Source organism: Catenulispora rubra, from assembly GCF_015356825.1.
Classification (GTDB): domain Bacteria; phylum Actinomycetota; class Actinomycetes; order Streptomycetales; family Catenulisporaceae; genus Catenulispora; species Catenulispora rubra.
This window is the reverse complement of the sequence record NZ_JAACYW010000546.1, coordinates 1-2,807: the sequence shown is the minus strand read 5'-3', so window position 1 is coordinate 2,807 and position 2,807 is coordinate 1. Positions and strand designations below refer to the sequence as shown.

Sequence of the window (2,807 nt, the reverse complement as noted above, 5' to 3'; positions counted from 1 at the left end):
GATTGGGGCGGCCCTGTTTGAGGGGCTGGTGGGGACGCCGGAAGAGGCAGCGGCTTGGTTCGCTGGAGCTGGAACTAGTGACGGCGAGAGCGACAGAAGCGCCGGAAGCCTTGCTGGCAGTGGCGATCGCGACGGCAATGAAAACCACAACGGCGGCAGCCATGAACGCGGCGGCAGCGACGCGGGCGAAGGTGGCGGCAACCGTGAAGACAGCGGCGGGGGCGGAGGCTACGGCGACCGTGGAGGCAGCGCGGGCGAGGATGAGGGCGCCACCGCCAGAACCACCGCACCCGAGCTAGCGCCCTGCCACCACCGTGGCGGCGTGGGGCCGATGGCCGGGGTCGTGTCGCCGAGCATGTGGCTCTTCGAGCTGCGTGATCCGGTGTCGGGGGGTAGCGCGTGGTGCAGCTTGAACGAGGGGCTTGGCAAGGTGCTGCGGTACGGCGCTTTTGGGCCTGAAGTTGTTGCGCGGTTGCGGTGGATGTCGACGGTTCTTGGGCCGATGTTGCAGCGGGCTGTACGGCGGCGGGGGGCGGTGGATGTCAAGGCGATCGTTGCGCAGATGCTGCATATGGGGGATGAGGGGCATAACCGGAATCGGGCTGGGACGCTCATGTTGTTGCGGGAGTTGTTGCCGTCGCTGATTGAGAACGGGGAGGATGCGCGGGAGTTGGCGGATGTCGTGCGCTTCATCTCCGGCAACGATCACTTCTTCCTCAACCTCGTGATGCCGGCGTGCAAGCTTGCGGCGCAGGCTGGGGCGGGGGTGCCGGGCAGCACGGTGGTTACTGTGATGGCGCGGAATGGGACCGACTTCGGGATTCAGACGTCGGGCACTGGGGATCGGTGGTTCACTGCGCCCGCGAATACGCCCGAGGGGCTTTTTCTTGCCGGGTATGGCGCTGGGGATGCCAATCCGGATATCGGGGATTCCGCCATCACCGAGACGGCGGGGGTCGGGGGGTTCGCCATGGCGGCTGCGCCGGCGATCGCGCGGCTGGTCGGCGGGACGGCGGCGAGTGCGGTGGCGACCACGCGGCTGATGTACGAGATCACGCTCGGCGAGAACCCCGCCTACACGGTGCCCGCGCTCGACTTCCGGGGGACGCCGACCGCGATCGATGTCAGCCGGGTCGTGCGCACCGGGGTGCTGCCGCAGATCAACACCGGGATGGCCGGGCGGGTGGCCGGCACCGGGCAGGTCGGGGCCGGGTTGGTGACGCCGCCGATGGAGTGCTTCACGCAGGCGCTCGGGGCGTTGGCGGAACTGGCACGGGAGGAAGAGAAAGACGAAGTGGAAAAGGAACTGGCGCGGACGGATGCCGAACTGACGCCAGGATGGTGAAGCGGCGGATGCCTACGCGGAGACACTCGTAAATGCGGAAGGGAAAGCGGCGCGAACGGATGCCGAGCCGGCGCCGGACATGCTGAAGCGGCGGATGTGCATGTGGAGGCACTCGTTAGTGCGAAAGGCGAAGCGGCGCGGATGGATGCCGAGCTGGCGCCCGGGATGGTGAAGTGGCGGAACCGCTCGTAGATGCGGATGGGGAACCAGCGCGAGCAGATGGCATGTCGAGGTGACCCCGCAGCGCCGCCCAGCGCCAAATCACCCGAAAACGTAGCACCCGCGCCCCGCTCGCGCTCCCTACCGCACCCGCAACAGCCGTGCCACGTCGCCCCGGTACGGTGGCGCCGTGCTCAACGCGTTCATACCCATCTGGTTGCTGACCGCTCTCGGCTACCTCACCGCGCGGTTTGATCTGGTGGGGGCGGCGTCCGCCGATGTGGAGGCGGTGCTGGGGCGCTTCGTCTTCCGGGTGGCGATGCCGGCCTCGTTGTTCGGGATGCTGGCGAGGGCTGATCTGCACGCCTTGGCGAACACCTCGATCATCGCGTTCGGTGTCAGCTCGCTGGTGGCGTGCGGGCTCGGGCTGGTGATGGGCACGCGGGTGTTCGGGCGCGACGTTCCGAACGGGGCGGTGGTCGCGATGGCGTCCGGGTACGTCAACTCCGCCAATCTGGGCATCCCGGTGGCGGTCCAGGTGCTGGGCAACGCCGTCTTCCTGTCGACCGTGATCCTGTTCAACACCGTCCTCGCGACGCCGATCATCCTGACGCTCATGGGCCTGAGTGACGGTCCCAAGCCAGGGCTGCGGCAGCGGTTGCGGAGCATAGCCATGCTGCCGGTACACAATCCGATCATCATCGCGTCGGCGCTCGGGGCGTTGGTGTCGGCGACGCACTTCCACGTTCCGATAGACGTGAGCAGCGCGCTAAGTCTGCTCGGCGGTGCTGCGGTGCCGGTGGCTCTGATCACGCTGGGGATGTCTCTACACGCCGGCAAGAGCGCGGGGAAGGCGGAGATAGAGGTGGAGGGTGTTGCGAATCAGGCTAAGTTCGCTAGAAGTAAAAAGTCGGTTATTGGGGAAACCATCGCGTCGATCACGCTGAAGACCGCTTTCCAACCGGTCCTCGCATATGTCCTCGCACATTACGTCCTGAACCTCCCAGCCCACGACGTTCTCGCCGTCACCCTCTGCGCCGCCCTCCCGACGGCCCAGAACGTGTTCATCTACGCCAGCGAATACGCCCTCGACACTGTCTTCGCCCGCAACGCCGTGATCTTCTCCACAGTCGCGTCCATGGCAGGACTCTGGACGGTTGCCGCGCTCCTGAGGTGAACGGCCGAAGTCACCGGTTCGGGTGAATGCCTCAGCACCGGCCAATCGTCGTATTTACGCCACCCGACCACCCCCGGACCGCCCCTCCAACCCCCGCCGCCCGGACGCGCCGCAGGGCTTTCCGAC

At 67.0% G+C, this 2,807-nt stretch carries 2 protein-coding genes; both read left to right on the top strand.

Features of this window, described 5'->3' with window-relative positions:
- Position 1 precedes the first annotated feature (1 nt).
- Complete coding sequence (locus tag GWK61_RS53775; protein ID WP_369125690.1) at positions 2-1,345, top strand: YlbE family protein; 1,344 nt, start codon at positions 2-4, stop codon at positions 1,343-1,345.
- A 349-nt stretch (positions 1,346-1,694) separates the two neighbouring features.
- Positions 1,695-2,681 carry an AEC family transporter gene (locus GWK61_RS60425; RefSeq protein WP_194922159.1) on the top strand — a complete coding sequence of 329 codons (987 nt, stop codon included), beginning with the start codon at positions 1,695-1,697 and terminating at the stop codon, positions 2,679-2,681.
- The last annotated feature ends 126 nt before the right edge of the window (positions 2,682-2,807 follow it).